The 14,394-nt window shown below is 61.2% G+C and carries 15 protein-coding genes; 7 read left to right on the forward strand and 8 right to left on the reverse strand.

The window, feature by feature from the left end; translation table 11 throughout:
* Nucleotides 1–261 precede the first annotated feature (261 nt).
* Together aroQ and EPZ47_RS25770 are read left to right on the forward strand one after the other, a co-directional pair.
* The gene (gene aroQ / locus EPZ47_RS25765; RefSeq protein ID WP_122565092.1) at nucleotides 262–702 is read left to right on the forward strand and encodes a type II 3-dehydroquinate dehydratase; all 441 of its coding nucleotides are present in this window, start codon (nucleotides 262–264) and stop codon (nucleotides 700–702) included.
* Nucleotides 703–707: 5 nt separating this feature from the next.
* Nucleotides 708–1,559: a shikimate dehydrogenase gene (locus tag EPZ47_RS25770; RefSeq protein WP_135847283.1), complete on the forward strand. Its 852-nt coding sequence runs from the start codon at nucleotides 708–710 to the stop codon at nucleotides 1,557–1,559.
* A 39-nt stretch (nucleotides 1,560–1,598) separates the two neighbouring features.
* Here EPZ47_RS25770 and EPZ47_RS25775 read toward each other — a convergent pair whose 3' ends face one another.
* Together EPZ47_RS25775 and quiC are read right to left on the reverse strand one after the other, a co-directional pair.
* Complete coding sequence (locus tag EPZ47_RS25775) at nucleotides 1,599–2,276, reverse strand: TetR/AcrR family transcriptional regulator (protein ID WP_135847284.1); 678 nt, start codon at nucleotides 2,274–2,276, stop codon at nucleotides 1,599–1,601.
* A gap of 103 nt (nucleotides 2,277–2,379) precedes the next feature.
* The gene (gene quiC / locus EPZ47_RS25780) at nucleotides 2,380–4,281 is read right to left on the reverse strand and encodes a 3-dehydroshikimate dehydratase QuiC (RefSeq protein WP_135847285.1); all 1,902 of its coding nucleotides are present in this window, start codon (nucleotides 4,279–4,281) and stop codon (nucleotides 2,380–2,382) included.
* A gap of 139 nt (nucleotides 4,282–4,420) precedes the next feature.
* Here quiC and EPZ47_RS30640 point away from each other — a divergent pair, with 139 nt between their 5' ends.
* A complete protein-coding gene (locus EPZ47_RS30640; RefSeq protein ID WP_265072400.1) occupies nucleotides 4,421–4,555 on the forward strand; it encodes a hypothetical protein in 135 nt (44 codons plus the stop codon).
* Nucleotides 4,552–5,889, forward strand: a complete 1,338-nt coding sequence (locus EPZ47_RS25785; RefSeq protein WP_135847286.1) for an MFS transporter — start codon at nucleotides 4,552–4,554, stop codon at nucleotides 5,887–5,889. The genes EPZ47_RS30640 and EPZ47_RS25785 overlap by 4 nt, the downstream gene beginning before the upstream one ends.
* Nucleotides 5,890–6,012: 123 nt before the next feature.
* On the opposite strand, the gene EPZ47_RS25790 is transcribed toward EPZ47_RS25785, so the two are convergent.
* Nucleotides 6,013–6,891 (reverse strand): DMT family transporter, encoded by an 879-nt coding sequence (locus EPZ47_RS25790; protein ID WP_135847287.1) that lies wholly within the window; start codon nucleotides 6,889–6,891, stop codon nucleotides 6,013–6,015.
* Between the two features lie 54 nt (nucleotides 6,892–6,945).
* Entirely contained in the window at nucleotides 6,946–7,725 is a 780-nt protein-coding gene (locus EPZ47_RS25795; RefSeq protein WP_135847288.1) for an IclR family transcriptional regulator, read from the reverse strand.
* A gap of 208 nt (nucleotides 7,726–7,933) precedes the next feature.
* Between EPZ47_RS25795 and ypfJ the strand changes: the two genes are divergently transcribed.
* Nucleotides 7,934–8,818, forward strand: a complete 885-nt coding sequence (ypfJ, locus tag EPZ47_RS25800) for a KPN_02809 family neutral zinc metallopeptidase (protein ID WP_135847289.1) — start codon at nucleotides 7,934–7,936, stop codon at nucleotides 8,816–8,818.
* On the forward strand, nucleotides 8,819–9,766 hold the full coding sequence (locus EPZ47_RS25805; RefSeq protein ID WP_135847290.1) for an alpha/beta fold hydrolase: 948 nt from the start codon (nucleotides 8,819–8,821) through the stop codon (nucleotides 9,764–9,766).
* A 70-nt stretch (nucleotides 9,767–9,836) separates the two neighbouring features.
* Here EPZ47_RS25805 and EPZ47_RS25810 read toward each other — a convergent pair whose 3' ends face one another.
* From EPZ47_RS25810 to EPZ47_RS25825, 4 genes are all read right to left on the reverse strand, one after another.
* A complete protein-coding gene (locus tag EPZ47_RS25810) occupies nucleotides 9,837–10,430 on the reverse strand; it encodes an HAD family hydrolase (RefSeq protein ID WP_135847291.1) in 594 nt (197 codons plus the stop codon).
* Nucleotides 10,427–11,296 (reverse strand): acyl-CoA thioesterase II, encoded by an 870-nt coding sequence (tesB, locus tag EPZ47_RS25815; RefSeq protein ID WP_135847292.1) that lies wholly within the window; start codon nucleotides 11,294–11,296, stop codon nucleotides 10,427–10,429. The genes EPZ47_RS25810 and tesB overlap by 4 nt, the downstream gene beginning before the upstream one ends.
* Before the next feature lie 104 nt (nucleotides 11,297–11,400).
* A complete protein-coding gene (locus EPZ47_RS25820) occupies nucleotides 11,401–11,970 on the reverse strand; it encodes a GNAT family N-acetyltransferase (RefSeq protein WP_135847293.1) in 570 nt (189 codons plus the stop codon).
* Between the two features lie 253 nt (nucleotides 11,971–12,223).
* On the reverse strand, nucleotides 12,224–12,889 hold the full coding sequence (locus EPZ47_RS25825; protein WP_135847294.1) for a GntR family transcriptional regulator: 666 nt from the start codon (nucleotides 12,887–12,889) through the stop codon (nucleotides 12,224–12,226).
* A gap of 272 nt (nucleotides 12,890–13,161) precedes the next feature.
* Here EPZ47_RS25825 and EPZ47_RS25830 point away from each other — a divergent pair, with 272 nt between their 5' ends.
* Nucleotides 13,162–14,394: an NRAMP family divalent metal transporter gene (locus tag EPZ47_RS25830; protein ID WP_135848075.1), complete on the forward strand. Its 1,233-nt coding sequence runs from the start codon at nucleotides 13,162–13,164 to the stop codon at nucleotides 14,392–14,394.

A 14,394-nucleotide genomic window follows, 5' to 3' on the forward strand; every position in this document is an offset into this window, starting at 1 on the left:
TTGCTCCCGCTCGGCCGGGCTGGCGCTCCAGGGTGCAGCAACCGCAAAAAGCTTGGGGCTGCGGCGCAGCCCAGCGGGAGCAAGCTCCCTCGCCACAATTTCTATCTCCAAAACTTACCGAGTCTAAGGTGGTGTTCGATCATCGAACACTTATTGGCCCGCGACGTCGGCTTTATTTGACCAAATTAACCATCTAGTACAATTTATCTCCACCGGCCGAAACCTGGCCGACGCCAACAATAAAAATGTGGAGAAATTGCGATGCCTCCGATCGTTCTGGTGCTCAACGGCCCGAACCTGAACTTGCTCGGCACCCGCGAGCCGGCGACCTACGGTCACGAAACCCTGGCTGACATCTCGTCGCTGTGCGGCCGCGCCGCTGAAGAATTCGGCCTGGGCGTGGAATTTCGCCAGACCAACCAGGAAGGCGAATTGCTCGACTGGATTCACGGTGCCCGTGGCCGGTGTGCCGGTATCGTCATCAACCCGGCGGCCTGGACTCATACATCCGTGGCGATCCGCGATGCGCTGGTGGCCAGCGAAGTGCCGGTCATCGAAGTTCACCTGTCCAACGTCCACTCCCGCGAGACCTTCCGCCATCATTCCTTTGTCTCATCCGTCGCTATCGGCGTGATGTGCGGGTTTGGCAGCCATGGTTATCGCCTGGCCCTGGAACATTTCAGTCAGCGGTTGAAGGGTTGATAAGCATGTCGAATATCACTGTGCTCGCCGGCCTGATCGGCGCGGGCATCCAGGCCTCTCGCACACCAGCCCTTCATGAACGCGAAGGCGATGCCCAGGGCATGCGTTACCTCTATCGGCTGATCGACCTCGATGCCTTGCAACTCGACAGCGGCGCCCTGCCCGATTTACTCAGCGCCGCCGAGCGCATGAACTTCACCGGCCTGAACATCACCTTCCCCTGCAAGCAGGCGATCATCCCGTTGCTCGATGAGCTTTCACCCGAGGCCCGGGGCATTGGCGCAGTGAATACCGTGGTGTGGAAGAATGGCAAACGCATCGGCCACAACACCGACTGCCTGGGGTTCGCCGAAGGTTTCCGTCGCGGCCTGGGTGATGTTTCCCGTCGACGCGTGGTTCAGATGGGCGCCGGTGGCGCTGGCGCGGCCGTGGCCCACGCGCTGCTGGCAGAAGGCGTACAGACGCTGAGTATTTTTGATGTCGAGGTCAGCCGTGCCGAGGCCCTGGCAAATAACCTGAACCAACACTTCGGCGCCGGCCGCGCCCGGGCCGGGCATGACTTGACCAGCGCCATGGCCGAAGCCGATGGCTTGGTGAACACGACGCCCATGGGCATGGCGAAACTGCCAGGCATGCCGGTGCCGGTCGAATTGTTGCGGGGCGAGTTGTGGGTTGCGGAAATCGTTTACTTCCCGCTGGAAACCGAACTGCTGCGCAACGCCCGTGCCCTCGGCTGCCGCACGCTGGATGGCGGCAACATGGCGGTGTTCCAGGCGGTGAAGGCCTTCGAGCTGTTCAGCGGCGTGGCGCCGAATGCGCAGCGGATGCTGGAGCATTTCCAGAGCATGAATCACTAAAAAACCTGTGGGAGCGAGCTTGCTCGCTCCCACAAAGGGTCAGGGCTGCAAGTACCGCAACACCGACTCACACACCATCTCGCGATGCCGCTGCTTGATGGCCTCGTCCGACAGGTCGATCTGAAAGATCTCACCGAACGTCTGGCGGTTGGACACGCGGTAAAAGCAGAAAGAACTGATGAGCAAGTGCACGTCCAGCGGTTGGAGATCAGGACGGAACACGCCCTCTTCGGCGCCCCGCCGCAGGATCACGCCCAGGGAATCAAGGATGTTATTGGTCATCGCCTTGATCGCGCCTGACTGTTTCACGTACTCGGCGTTGTGGATGTTCTCGATACAGACGATGCGCACGAAATCCACATTGCGGTCATGGTGGTCGAAGGTGAACTCCACCAACCGCCGGATCGCGTCGACCGGGGCCAGTTCCGCCAGGTGCAAGCGGCTCTCGGTGTTGCGGATATCCCCGTAGAGTTTTTCCAGCACCTCGACGTACAACTGCTCCTTGCTGCCGAAGTAGTAGTAGATCATGCGTTTGGAGGTGTGGATGCGCTCGGCGATGGCATCGACCCGAGCGCCGGACAGGCCCTGCTGGACGAACTCGACGATGGCTTCCTGAAGAATGTTCTCCCGGGTTTTCTCCGGGTTGTTCTTGCGACTCTTGCGCGGCTCCACGACGGGTTCGTCGAGGGCTGCGGAAAGTTCTGGATTCATAGTCATTGCGGGGCTCACGGCCATCACTGCACAGGTTGGCGATTATGGGCCGCACCGTGCAGTGAAGGAAGCCACGGCATTGCCCATTACCGCCGCATTTACGATTTCTCTACAACTTGGCGTGCCGCAAGCCACCGCTGCGGGACTTGGCCATGGCCGCCAGCCGCACTGCGACGTTGGCCGCGCCGTAACCGGCGTAGCCGTTCTTGCGCTGAATGATCTCAAAGAAAAACCGCCCCTCGAACGGCTCGGTGTAGACGTGAAACAACTCGCCGCCCTGGGCGTCACGGTCGTACAGCACGTTGAAGTACGCCAGTTCGCTGAGAAACTCATCGTCGAAATCGAAACGTGCCGCCAGGTCGTCGTAATAGTTGAGCGGAATGTCCAGCAGCGGTACACCGGCCTCTTTGGCACGGCTGACCTGGGCAAAGATGTCATCGCAGTCGAAGGCGATATGATGCACGCCGGAGCCGCGATAACTCGACAGCGCGTGTGAGATTGCGGTGTTGCGGTTCTCGGAAATGTTCAGCGGCAGCCGGATCGAGCTGCAGCGGCTACGCAGGGCGCGGCTTTTTACCAGGCCATAGGGGTCAGGCAACACCACTTCGTCGTCGGCCTCGAAATCCAGCAGGCTCTTGTAGAACAGCACCCAGCTGTCGAGGCTGTCGGCCGGCAACGCCATCGCCATATGGTCGATGCGCTTGAGCCCGGCGCCGATGACAGCACCGGGCTGCAGGTTGAAATCGGTGCCATAGACGTCGGCCTGCTGGTCCACCAGGTAGATCAGGCTGCCATCCGGTGCGCGCACCGCCGCCAGTTCCAGTTCATTGGGCCCCACCAACCCGCGATAGGGCTGACCTTTGTAGGCCACCGCGCGTTCCAGGGCGCTGGCGCTGCTTTTCACCCGCACGGCGGTGGCGCACAACGACGGGCCGTGGGCTTCGAAAAAGCTGTGGGCAAAAGAATACGGTTCACTGTTGAGGATCAGGTTGATATCCCCCTGGCGCAACAGGCTCACGTTCTTGGAGCGATGCTGACCAGCCTTGACGAAGCCCAGTCGCTCCAACCAATGGGACAACTTGGCGCCGAGATTATCGTCCACGGCGAACTCAAGAAACTCGATGCCGTTGTATTCACTGGCCGGCGGTGTAGCGAACAGGATATCGGCATTGCTGATGGCCGGCGCTTCTTCGGCCAGACGTTGGCGGGTCTTTTCTTCCAGGTACAGCAGCGAGCGCAGACCGTCGGCTGCATTGGCCCGTGGCGGCGCGGCGCGGAAGCCGTCGTTGAAGATTTCCAGGGACAATGGCCCGGTGTAGCCACTCTTGATGATCGGTGCCAGGAAACCCGGCAAGTCGAACTCGCCCTGGCCCGGGAAGCAACGGAAATGCCGGCTCCACTCCAGTACATCCATCGCCAGGATCGGCGCGTCGGCCATTTGCACGAAGAAAATCTTCTCGCCGGGGATCTCGGCAATCGCACGCGGATCGCCCTTGAGGGACAAGGTGTGGAAGCTGTCGAGCAAGACGCCGAGGCTGGGATGATCGGCCTGACGCACGATGTTCCAGACCTGTTGATACGTATTCACGTGCCGGCCCCAGGCCAACGCTTCGTAACCGATGCGCAAGCCCCGCGCACCGGCCCGTTCGGCCAGCAGCCGCAGGTCATCGATCAGAATCTGTTCGTCACCGACGCTGTCGGCCGAGGCGTTGCTGCACACCAACACCAGGTCGGTGCCCAGCTCCTGCATCAGGTCGAACTTGCGCTCGGCCCGCTCCAGGTTGCGCGCCAGGCGATCGCGGCGGCAGCCTTCGAAATCACGAAACGGTTGGAACAAGGTGATGGCGATGCCCAGGTCAGCGCACATCTGCCTGATTTCCCGAGGGCTGCCATCGTAATAGAGAAGGTCGTTCTCGAAGATTTCCACCCCGTCAAAACCGGCGGCGGCAATGGCTTCGAGTTTTTCCGGCAAGGTACCGCTCAAGGATACGGTGGCAATGGAACGCTGCATGACGTCGGCTCCCGGGACAGGCATCGGCTACAAAAGGTGCGCCGCTTTTGAAAGAGTCAGCCGATTATTGAGCTGTCGGTTCCTTTCAGCAATTTAATATGTACCATCTGGTTAGTTTTTTGGGCGATTATCGAACAAAATGCCGATTGCCGAATTGACGATTTTTTGCTCACTGCGCACCATCGCTTCCACATTGACGCTGGCCCTGGCCGCCGGCATCAATGGACAGACCCAGACCAACCATAAGAATTTCAAAAACGGGTACACGCTATGATCCCTTCCCAAAGTTCCCGCCTGGCCCCCGGCCTGGGTGTCTCGACCAGTGGCATCGGCGACAAGATCCGTGGCGCCATGGCCGTGGGCAAGACCCGCTGGGGCATGCTCGCCCTGGTGTTCTTTGCCACCACCCTGAACTACATCGACCGCGCCGCCCTGGGCGTGATGCAGCCGATCCTCGCCAAGGAGATGAGCTGGACGGCGATGGATTACGCCAACATCAACTTCTGGTTCCAAGTCGGCTATGCCGTCGGTTTCATCCTGCAAGGCCGGCTGATCGACCGGATCGGCGTCAAGCGCGTGTTCTTCTGCGCGGTGCTGCTCTGGAGCCTGGCGACCGGCGCCCATGGCCTGGCCACCTCGGCGGTGGGCTTCATGATCTGCCGTTTCATCCTCGGCCTCACCGAAGCCGCCAACTACCCGGCTTGCGTGAAGACCACGCGACTGTGGTTCCCAGCGGGCGAACGGGCCGTGGCCACCGGTATTTTCAACGCCGGGACCAACGTCGGCGCGATGTTCACCCCGATGCTGCTGCCATTGGTCCTGCACGTATGGGGCTGGCAGGCAGCGTTCCTGTGCATGGCCGCACTGGGCGGGATCTGGCTGCTGTTCTGGGGCCTGAAATACTTCAACCCGGAAGACCATCCCAGCGTCAAACAATCGGAACTGGATTACATCCAGGCCCAGGACGAACCGGAGCAGGTCCGCGTGCCCTTCTCCCGGATCCTGCGCATGCGCGGCACCTGGGCATTCGCCCTGGCCTACTCGATCACCGCACCGGTGTTCTGGTTCTACCTTTACTGGCTGCCGCCGTTCCTGAACCAGCAATACAACCTGGGCATCAACGTGACCCAGATGGGCATCCCGCTGATCATCATCTACCTCACGGCTGACTTCGGCAGTGTGGGCGGCGGGATCCTGTCTTCGTTCCTGATCGGCCGCGGCCTCAACCCGATCAAGGCGCGACTGGTGTCCATGCTGCTATTCGCCTGCTGCATCATCGGCGTGATCATGGCCGCCGGCGCAAGCAACCTGTGGATGGCGGTGTTTGCCATTTCCCTGGCCATCGGCGCGCATCAGGCCTGGACCGCCAATATCTGGAGCCTGGTGATGGACTACACGCCCAAATACATGATGAGTACGGTGTTCGGCTTCGGCGGCATGTGCGCGGCCATCGGCGGGATGTTCATGACCCAGTTGGTCGGCCACATCCTCACCGTTACCAACAACAATTACACCGTGCTGTTCACCTTGATCCCGGCGATGTACTTCATTGCCCTGATCTGGTTGTACTTCATGGCGCCGCGCAAGGTGCCGACGCTGGAGAACTGACTGATTACCTGTGGCGAGGGAGCTTGCTCCCGCTCGATTGCGCAGCAATCGCCAAAGCACAAGGGCCGCTTCGCAGCCCAGCGGGAGCAAGCTCCCTCGCCACAGGGGGTGTATAGCCAGTGATTACACCCGTCGCTGCTGCCACGCCGCCGCCAACCCACTGAGGCAAATCAGGACGATGCCGAACACCGTGGTCAACGTCGGCGTGTGATTGAACAGCAACCAACCCAGCAACCCGGCAAACACGATCTGGCAGTACCCGAACGGCGCGAGCAACGCCGGGGCGGCAAAGCGGAAGGCTTGGGTCAGCATCAAGTGCGCGGTCATCCCGCAGGCGCCCAGCGCCAACATCATCACACCATGCAACAGACTCGGCACTTGCCAGAAGAACGGCACCAGTGCGCTCATCACCAACGTATTGCACAGGCCGGCGAAGAAGTTGCTGGTGGTCGGGCTGTCGATCTCACTGAGCTTGCGCGTGAGCAGTTGGTAGAAGCAGAAAAACAGCGCCGAACAGAACGGCAACAACACCGCCGGCGTGAACAGATCCCCGCCGGGATGGACGATGATCAACACCCCGATAAAGCCGAAGATCACCGCGATCCATTGACCGCGCGTCACGTGCTCACCCAGCAACGGCACCGACAACGCAGTGACCAGCACCGGGGCCAGGAAGTTGACCGCGGTCGCCTCGGCCAACGGGATATACATCAGGGCCGTGGTAAAGAACAGGCTGGTGCCCAGCAGGCAGAGGGCCCGAGCCAATTGCCATAGGGGACGCTTGGTGCGCAACACTCGCAGCCCTGAACGCGGCAGGAAAATACCCGCCATCAATAGCGTATGCACCACATAACGCGCCCACACCACCATGATGATCGGGTAGAAACCCGAGAGATATTTCGACAAAGCATCATGGCTGGAGAACAGGAACGTCGCGCAGAGAATAAGCAGGATGCCCTTGAAGGCCTGATTGACGCCGGAAAGCGGGGTGCTGACGGTCATGTAGAAATCCTGCGTTGCGTGATGTAAGGACAGCCAATACCTGCGAGCGCAGACTCAGCTGAACAACTCCGATGCCTGACTGGCGTGCGACAACTCCTCGGCAAACGCCAGCAAGGTCGGTGCCAGCGCCTGCAGCCGCGCCCGTGTCATCCGCGCACTGGGCCCGGCAACGCTGAGCACGCCGACGACCCGGCCATCCAGCGGATGTCGCACCACGGCGGCAATGGCCGAGGTGCCGACCGCCGAGCTTTGCTCGACACAGGCATAGCCTTGCTCGCGGGCCCGTCGCAGGTACTCGAGCAATTCATCCGTATTGCGTGGCGCGTTCGGCCCCAGTTCCTGCGTTGGCACCTGGTTCACCTGCCGCTCCACCAGGGCCAACGCCTCGGCGTCGCTCATGCACGCCAGCCAGGCATGGCCCGACGCGGTATAGAACAACGGAGCCTCGCGGCCCATGTCCGGGTCGTAGCGCAAACCGGAGCGGGCGCCCTGGGACTTGGCGATCCAGGTCTGGCAATCGCCCTCGATGACGCCCAGGCGCACCAGTTCGCCAGTGTCCCGGGCCAGGCGATCAAGCACCGGCTGCACGATGTCCGCGCCACTGCGCGACAGGTAGCGAAAGCCCATGGCGACCAGACGGGTCGACAGGTGATAGCGCAGGTTCTCCGGGTTCTGGCGCACATAGCCCAGGCGCATGAGTTCGGCGAGCAGGCGGTGGGTGGCGCTCTTGGGGATCTGCAACTGTTCGGCCAGCCCTTGGAGCGGCCAGCCATGGGGATCGCTGGCCAGGCTTTCCAGCACGTTGAAGACCCGTTCGATTTGACTGCCGGCCATGGGAAATCCAGATGAGAGGTTAGTCGATTCTAAAATATGCTAAGTGTAATGCAAATTCTGGAACCAGATACCTTTCATGCCCCGATGAACCAAAACCCGCGGCGATTGCCTGAAAGCTCAAGCATGGCGCGCACCTTGAGCCCCCAAAAAGCTAGACTCACCCCACAACAGCACTACTCAGCAACCGGTCAATCAGAGGACTTCCCCCATGTTATGGAAAAAAGGTCGCCGCAGTGACAACGTGGTGGACGCCCGCGGTGACGGTGGGGGCGGCGGCGGGATGCGCTTTGGCGGTGGCAAGGGCTTGAGCCTGACGGCCATTATCCTCATCGTCGGCATCGGTTGGATCACCGGTCAGGACCCGATGCAGATTCTCGGGCAACTGGCCGGGCAGATGGACCAGTCCGCGCCCGCCACGTCACAAACCCGCCAGGCGCCACCGGCCAATGACGAGCAGGCCGAATTCGTCCGTTCGATCCTCGGCGATACCGAGGACACCTGGGGCCAGGTCTTCCAGCAAGCCGGGCGCCAGTACCAGCAGCCGAAGCTGGTGCTGTTCAGTGGTCGGGTCAACTCGGCCTGTGGCCTCGCCTCTTCGGCAACCGGCCCGTTCTATTGCCCGGCTGATCGGCAGGTCTACCTGGACATGAGTTTCTTCAAGGAGATGTCCCAACGCTTTTCGGCCGCCGGCGACTTCGCCCAGGCCTACGTCATTGCCCACGAAGTCGGCCACCATGTGCAGACCCTGCTCGGCGTGTCGGCGAAAATCCAGGAGGCTCGCCAACAAGGCCGGCAGATGGAAGGCGACGGTGGCTTGCTGGTCCGCCAGGAATTGCAGGCCGACTGCCTGGCCGGCGTGTGGGCCAACCACGCGCAAAAACGCCTGAACTGGCTGGAACCGGGAGATATTGAAGAAGCCCTGAACGCCGCCAATGCCATCGGCGATGACCGTTTGCAGCAACAAGGCCAGGGCCGCGTGGTGCCGGACTCGTTTACCCATGGCACCTCGGCGCAGCGGGTACGCTGGTTCAAGACTGGCTTCGCCCAGGGCCAGGTCAGCCAATGCGACACGTTTGCGGCAAAAACCCTGTAGATGAAGTGGGGTATGTTGATCGGGCTGGTGCTGTGCTGCACCGTTGCCCAGGCGGACGAACATGGCGTGAACGTAGTCGCCCAGGGGCGCCTGCAGTTCAAGGGCGGCGCCATGGCCGTCGGCGTGAGCCCGCCCCCGGCGTCGATCCAGCGCGTGCTGATTATCCTCCATGGTCGACGGCGCAATGCCGACACCTACCTGCACAGCGCCGAAAAAGCGGCCGAGCAGGCCGGACAACTGGCCACGACCCTGATCATCGCCCCGCAGTTTCTCAACGAACAGGACGTGGCGCGCCATCAATTGCCCAACGACCTGCTGCGCTGGCGAGGCAACGAGTGGATGGCCGGCGGCTTATCCACAGGGCCGAACCCGGTCAGTTCCTTTCAGGTACTCGACGACATCGTTGCGCGGGTCAGTGACCAACAGCAGTTTCCCGAAGTACAGGCGATCGTCATCGCCGGCCATTCCGGCGGTGCCCAGGTTGTGCAGCGCTATGCCCTGCTCGCCCACGGCCAATACCGGATCAACCCGCGCTTTGTCATCGCCAACCCGTCGTCCTATGCCTACTTCGATGCACAACGGCCCATGGCCTTCGCCCCTGCCAGTTGCCCCGGCTTCAATAATTGGAAGTACGGCCTGCAGAACCTGCCGGCCTATGCGGCAGGGCAAACACCCGCGCAACTGGAAGACGCCTACATCAAGCGCGACATTGTCTATTTGCTCGGGCAACAGGACATCGACCCGGAGCATCCGGCGCTGGATAAAGGTTGTGAGGCGCAGACCCAAGGGCCGTATCGGTTACTGCGTGGGCAGTTCTTCTTCGACTACCTGACCCGCCGTCACCCTGAGGGGTTGAACCAGCGGTTGATCGAAGTGCCGGGGGTGGGGCATAACGGGGATGGAATGTTGACTTCGCCTGAGGGGTTGAAGGTGTTGTTTAGTCAGTAAGCCTTGTGTCGACTGGGAAGGCCCTTTCGCGAGCAAGCCCGCGAAAGCGATTAGCCAGTCAACACAACTCTCAAGCCAACAGCATCCGCCGCAACTCCGAACAATCGCGCGCATGCCAATCCGTCAGCTCCGGCCACGGATTGTCCGGCAGATTCACCAACACCGTCCGCGCGCCCGCCGCCCGACCGCAGTCCAGGTCAAAACGATAATCACCGACCATCACCATCGCTTCAGGCGCCACGCCCCAGGCCTCGGCCAGCTTCAACAAACCACCGGGATGAGGCTTGGGCGGTGCTTCGTCGCGGCCCAGCACATCTTCCACGGCGAAACAGTCCGCCAGGCCGATGGCTTCGAGAGTCACGTGGGCCAGCTCGCGGGCGTTGCGGGTCAGGATACCCAGGCGAACACCACGCGACGCCAGTTCGCGCACCAACTCGACCGCCCCCGGTGCAGGCCTGGAGCCCAGCGCCAGGTCCCGCTCGTGTTCCAGCAGCCAGGCATGCTTGGCCGCAGCGTCATCAGCCGGCAACGCCGCCAGATGGGTGAGGATGTCATCTTCGGCCGGGATCGCCAGGGCCACGCGGATCGCCGCGAAATCATGCACGGCGATGGTCAGCGTGCCGTCCATGTCGAATACCCAGTGCCGGACGTCGGCCAGGCTCATGCCCAGTCCTTGCGATGGCGGATCAGGCCTTCCTGGGTCACCGATGCCACCAGTTGCCCGGCGCGGTTGAACACGCTGCCCCGGGAGAACCCCCGGGAATTGCCGGCCCACGGGCTGTCCATGGCGTAGAGCAGCCAGTCATCGGCGCGCAGGTCGGCGTGGAACCACAAGGCGTGGTCGAGGCTGGCAACCTGCATATCCTTCTGCCACACCGATTTACCGTGGGGCAACATCGAGGTGGTCAACAGGCCGAAATCCGACGCGTAGGCCAGCAGGTATTTGTGCAAGGCCGGCGAATCCGCCAGGGCGCCATCGGCGCGGAACCACACGTATTTGATCGGATCGGCCGGCTGCGGGTTGTAAGGGTCTTTTTCGGTGACCGGGCGCACCTCGATCGGCTTGGGGCACAGCAGTTTTTCACGCATGTGCTCGGGCAGCAGGTGCGCGCGCTGCTGGGTCAGCTCCAGCTCGGAGGGCAGGTTCTCCGGCCCGACGACCTGCGGCATGCTGCTCTGGTGCTCAAAGCCTTCTTCGTCGTACTGGAACGACGCGCTGCAGGTAAAAATCGGGTTGCCCTTCTGGATCGCCGTCACTCGTCGGGTGCTAAAGCTGCCGCCGTCACGCACCCGGTCCACCTGGTAGACCACCGGCAACGCCGCGTCGCCCGGACGCAGGAAATAACCGTGCATCGAGTGCACATGACGGGCCGGCTCCACGGTCTGGCTGGCCGCCGACAGTGACTGGCCGAGCACCTGGCCGCCGAACAACTGGCGGAACCCCAAGTCCTGGCTACGACCGCGAAACAGGTTCTCTTCGATCGGTTCCAGGGTCAGCAGGTCGACCAGATCTTCCAACACGTGGCTCATTCAGACTTTCCTCACACAGCGCAACACCGCGCAGTCTGTGCTGCGGCGGTGGATCGATTGTTGGCCCGGGCCATTGTGGCAGGCATTGTAAACGTCCGTGTCGGCTAACCGTGCAGGGTCTGTAGCCACTGTTCACGGTTGATGCGATAGAGCACATGGTGACGCAATGGATGATCGACCGCGAGCTTTGGGTGTTCGAAGTCGTCAGCCGGATCGTGGTGCATGCCGATGGCCTGCATGACCTTTTGCGACGGCAGGTTATCCACAGCGGTAAACGCCACCACTTCGTCCAGTAATAACTGGTCGAAGGCACACCGCAGTGCCGTCCACGCCGCTTCGCTGGCATACCCCAGGCCCCAGTGCTCCCGGGCCAGGCGCCAGCCGATCTCGATGGCCGGCGTGAAAGGTGCGTCGAACCCGACCACGCCCAGCCCGGTAAAACCAATGAAGGCCCCAGTGTCCTTGCGTTCCAATGCCCACAAGCCAAAACCATGTTCGGCAAAATGCCCACGCACACGGCCGATCAAGGCGGCGCTTTCCAGCCGGCTCAGGGGCGCCGGGAAATAACGCATCACCTGCGGATCGGTCGACATGGCCGCAAACTCCGGCAAGTCAGCATCGCGCCACTGCCGTAATATCAGCCGTGCGCTTTCCAGTTCCAGTATCGGCTCCATCTTCACTCTCCTCCATGCCCCTGAGTCTACATCGCAGGCAAGATCCGTCACTCAATCACCGCTGAAAACCTGGCCCACGACCGCGCTCATATCGAACGTTACAAGGGCGCTGAGTTGGCTCGCGAAGACCAACGGCGACTTGGCGTGCCCAGTGCCACACGGCCGCCCCGGGAAATCACCAATCGATACCCGAAACTATAAGGTGGGTGTGTGCCCGAGCGGAAAAATCGATAGATGTGGCTTTGCTTCTGCGCTATCGGTTCATGCAGCGTTCGTAGGCGGCCAGAACGGTGCGCTCCGATTGCACCAGATAGGCTTCGAGCATCTGGGTGGCTGCCTCGGGTCGCCCTTCTTCGATACAGCGCAGGATTGAAACGTTCATGTCGACATAGGGCATATGCAGGAACTCGGGATCATTGAGCAGGCCGAAGGCCAACCGCAGCTCGGCAGATATCTGCCCGTAGAACACCACTAGGCGCGGGCTGTCGGCGAGCTCGACGATAGCCTTGTGGAACATCATGTTAGCGGTACCGACTGCGATCCAATCCTTGGCCTCACGCGCTCGCATGCCCGCTTCCACCGCTTCGCGCATATGCAGTGCTCCCGGGTGCAGTGGATAGCCCTGGGCAATGGCCTTGCATTCGATAAAACGGCGCACACGATAGATGTCAATGATCGACGCCATATCCGGCTCTGCCACGGTCACCCCTCGATTGGGTTCATGCTTGAGCAACCCCTCCCGCGTGAGGACCCTGAACGCTTCCCGCAAGGTGTTGCGTGAAATCTGCAGGTTTTCGGCCAGGGCCGCTTCGGACAGCCGCTGGCCCGGAACCAACTCACCTTCGACCAGCATTCTGCGGATCTCCTGGGTAATGGATTCTCCCAGCGAGCGAGGGAGGGAAGGTGAAACGTCGTTCATGTGCAATCCAGAATAAGAGAAAGTCACTTTGATGTTCCCTGAGAGCCCCGCCCATGGCAAGGAGCACGGGTGTCGCCTGCATCATTAAGTAACACCCACGAGTGACAAGGTTACAATTTGGTGCAAATTGTAGCCTCACATCAAATTGATTGTTGAACAATCCAAGCGCTATAGATCAACACTTTTAGGCCGATGTTTGAGTCCTGGCACGCTCGTTGCTCAATAAAAAAATATCTCCCACCGTAGGAATTGATGCCGTGACACAGACAGCCGTGACACAGACCGCTCAAGATTTTACAAAGACGCGACGCGCTTCCCTGATCGCAGCAATTTTCATGATGGCAACGTCCGCCATCGGCCCTGGCTTCATCACCCAGACCGCCACGTTCACGGCCAAGATGGGTGCGGCATTTGCGTTCGGTATCCTGGCGTCGATTCTGATCGACTTCGTGGTTCAACTTAACGTCTGGCGTATCGTCACCCTGACCCGAATGCGCGCCGCAGACGTGGCCAACAACGCGATTCCAGGCAGTGGTTACCTGCTGGCGGTGCTGGTGATTTTCGGCGGGCTGGTGTTCAACGTTGGCAACATCGCCGGTGCCGGGCTGGGCCTGAATGCGCTGATGGGGCTTGATGCAAAATGGGGCGGCGGTCTCAGCGCCCTGCTGGCCATCGGCATCTTCCTCTCCCACCGCGCCGGATTGGCCGTGGACCGGCTGATTGTCGTGCTGGGTCTGGTGATGATTGGCCTGACGCTGTTCGTGGCCTTTGCCTCTAACCCGCCACTGGGTGAAGCCCTCTACCAGACCATACTTCCAGAGCAGATCAATTTCGCCACCATTACGACCATTGTCGGCGGCACGGTCGGTGGTTACATCACCTATGCGGGGGCTCACAAACTGTTGGACCGCGGTACTACCGGGGTAGAAAATCTCCAGGCAGTGACCAAAGCAGCCCTGGGCGGCATCCTGGTCACCGGCCTCATGCGCTACATCCTGTTTCTCGCCATCCTCGGCGTTGTTGCCAGCGGCGTAGTCATCGACACCTCGGGCCAGGGCGCCAACCCGGCCGCACAAGCCTTCCAGGCAGCAGCCGGGCAGTTCGGCCTGCGCGTCTTCGGTCTCATCCTCTGGGCCGCCAGTATCACCAGCGTGATCGGCGCCGCTTACACCTCCATTTCCTTTATCACCGTCTTCAAGCCGGACATCACTGAGCAGGGTCGCAACCGCGCCACCACCGTATTCATCGCCCTATCGCTGCTGATCTTTGTCCTGATGGGGACTGCTCCTGCCGCACTGCTGCTCTTCGCGGGCGGTTTCAACGGCCTGATACTGCCAATCGGCCTGAGCATCTTTATCTACGTCGGCTGGCGCCGGTCCGACCTCATGGGCGGTTACCATTACCCACGTTGGCTGCTGGTACTGGGCGTCCTGACCTGCCTGCTGACCTGGTACATGGCAATCAAATCCGTTGGGCCGATCTTCGCCTTCCTCAACGTCGCCTGA

The organism is Pseudomonas viciae (genome assembly GCF_004786035.1).
GTDB lineage: Bacteria > Pseudomonadota > Gammaproteobacteria > Pseudomonadales > Pseudomonadaceae > Aquipseudomonas > Aquipseudomonas viciae.

Coding starts and splice junctions, on each gene's coding strand:
- aroQ (WP_122565092.1), top strand. CDS start 262: ATGCCTCCGATCGTTCTGGTGCTCAACGGCCCGAACCTGAACTTGCTC.
- EPZ47_RS25770 (WP_135847283.1), top strand. CDS start 708: ATGTCGAATATCACTGTGCTCGCCGGCCTGATCGGCGCGGGCATCCAG.
- EPZ47_RS25775 (WP_135847284.1), bottom strand. CDS start 2,276: ATGACTATGAATCCAGAACTTTCCGCAGCCCTCGACGAACCCGTCGTG.
- quiC (WP_135847285.1), bottom strand. CDS start 4,281: ATGCAGCGTTCCATTGCCACCGTATCCTTGAGCGGTACCTTGCCGGAA.
- EPZ47_RS30640 (WP_265072400.1), top strand. CDS start 4,421: ATGCCGATTGCCGAATTGACGATTTTTTGCTCACTGCGCACCATCGCT.
- EPZ47_RS25785 (WP_135847286.1), top strand. CDS start 4,552: ATGATCCCTTCCCAAAGTTCCCGCCTGGCCCCCGGCCTGGGTGTCTCG.
- EPZ47_RS25790 (WP_135847287.1), bottom strand. CDS start 6,891: ATGACCGTCAGCACCCCGCTTTCCGGCGTCAATCAGGCCTTCAAGGGC.
- EPZ47_RS25795 (WP_135847288.1), bottom strand. CDS start 7,725: ATGGCCGGCAGTCAAATCGAACGGGTCTTCAACGTGCTGGAAAGCCTG.
- ypfJ (WP_135847289.1), top strand. CDS start 7,934: ATGTTATGGAAAAAAGGTCGCCGCAGTGACAACGTGGTGGACGCCCGC.
- EPZ47_RS25805 (WP_135847290.1), top strand. CDS start 8,819: ATGAAGTGGGGTATGTTGATCGGGCTGGTGCTGTGCTGCACCGTTGCC.
- EPZ47_RS25810 (WP_135847291.1), bottom strand. CDS start 10,430: ATGAGCCTGGCCGACGTCCGGCACTGGGTATTCGACATGGACGGCACG.
- tesB (WP_135847292.1), bottom strand. CDS start 11,296: ATGAGCCACGTGTTGGAAGATCTGGTCGACCTGCTGACCCTGGAACCG.
- EPZ47_RS25820 (WP_135847293.1), bottom strand. CDS start 11,970: ATGGAGCCGATACTGGAACTGGAAAGCGCACGGCTGATATTACGGCAG.
- EPZ47_RS25825 (WP_135847294.1), bottom strand. CDS start 12,889: ATGAACGACGTTTCACCTTCCCTCCCTCGCTCGCTGGGAGAATCCATT.